Source organism: Staphylococcus sp. HMSC65H10 (assembly GCF_001839185.1).
Classification (GTDB): domain Bacteria; phylum Bacillota; class Bacilli; order Staphylococcales; family Staphylococcaceae; genus Staphylococcus; species Staphylococcus simulans.
Genome location: NZ_KV840426.1, coordinates 1 through 479 on the forward strand (window position 1 = coordinate 1; position 479 = coordinate 479).

At 44.7% G+C, this 479-nt stretch carries 1 protein-coding gene; it reads right to left on the reverse strand.

Annotated features, from left to right (window positions below; translation table 11 throughout):
* Window positions 1-479: SdrD B-like domain-containing protein (locus HMPREF3270_RS13105; RefSeq protein WP_141763167.1), on the reverse strand; the 479-nt coding region annotated here is incomplete at both ends.

Here is a 479-nt window from a genome sequence, read left to right on the forward strand (position 1 = left end):
TTCCGGTTTTTCAGGTGTGCCTGGTTCTTCCGGCTTTTCAGGTGTGCCTGGCTCTTCCGGTGTTGGATCCTCTGGTGTTGGTTCTACTACTGGTTTGTAGCATCCGCTGTCGATTGTTTTATCGTCGCCGTTATTAACAGTAACTGTTGTTGTCGTACCGTTTGAGTCTAATTCAGGGTTGCCGACATTCGGTGTTGTCGGTTCATAACCTTCTGGCGTTTCAAATGTAATTGTATATTCACCATTCGGTAAGTTTGTAAACTCATAGTTACCGTTATTGTCTGTTGTTGTCGTTACTGTTGAACCGTCTGGTTTTGTCAACGTTACTTCTACGCCAGGGATGCCAGGTTCATTTGAGTTTTGGATACCGTCTTTATTGCTGTCTTCCCAAACTTTATCGCCAACTGTGTAAGTAGCTGGTACTGGCGTTGGTTCTTCAACCGCTGGTTTGAAGAATCCGCTGTCGATTGTGTAGTTAT